The organism is Streptomyces avicenniae, from assembly GCF_000719135.1.
Classification (GTDB): Bacteria; Actinomycetota; Actinomycetes; order Streptomycetales; family Streptomycetaceae; genus Streptomyces; species Streptomyces avicenniae.
This window is the reverse complement of record NZ_JOEK01000054.1, coordinates 1-319: the sequence shown is the minus strand read 5'-3', so window position 1 is coordinate 319 and position 319 is coordinate 1. Positions and strand designations below refer to the sequence as shown.

Annotated in this window: 1 protein-coding gene; it reads right to left on the bottom strand. The window is 67.7% G+C overall.

The window, feature by feature from the left end; genetic code table 11:
- A partial coding sequence (locus IF27_RS29715; RefSeq protein ID WP_190233162.1) for an adenosylhomocysteinase occupies window positions 1-319 on the bottom strand: 319 nt, incomplete at both ends.

Sequence of the window (319 nt, the reverse complement as noted above, 5' to 3'; positions counted from 1 at the left end):
GACCCGGTGCTCGTCGTTCTCCGCCGTCGAAGGATCCGGGACCTTCCCGTCCTTCTCGTACTCCACCCCCTTGTGCAGCAGCACCGTCGCGTCACCACCGTCGTCGAGGATGGTGTTGGGCCCGCCGGTCGGGGAGTCCGCCCACGTCAGAGCCTGCTCCGTGCACCACCAGTACTCCTCCAACGTCTCCCCCTTCCAGGCGAAGACGGGAATACCCGCCGCGGCGATCGCCGCAGCGGCGTGGTCCTGGGTCGAGAAGATGTTGCACGACGCCCACCGCACCCGCGCACCCAACGCGACCAGCGTCTCGATCAACACA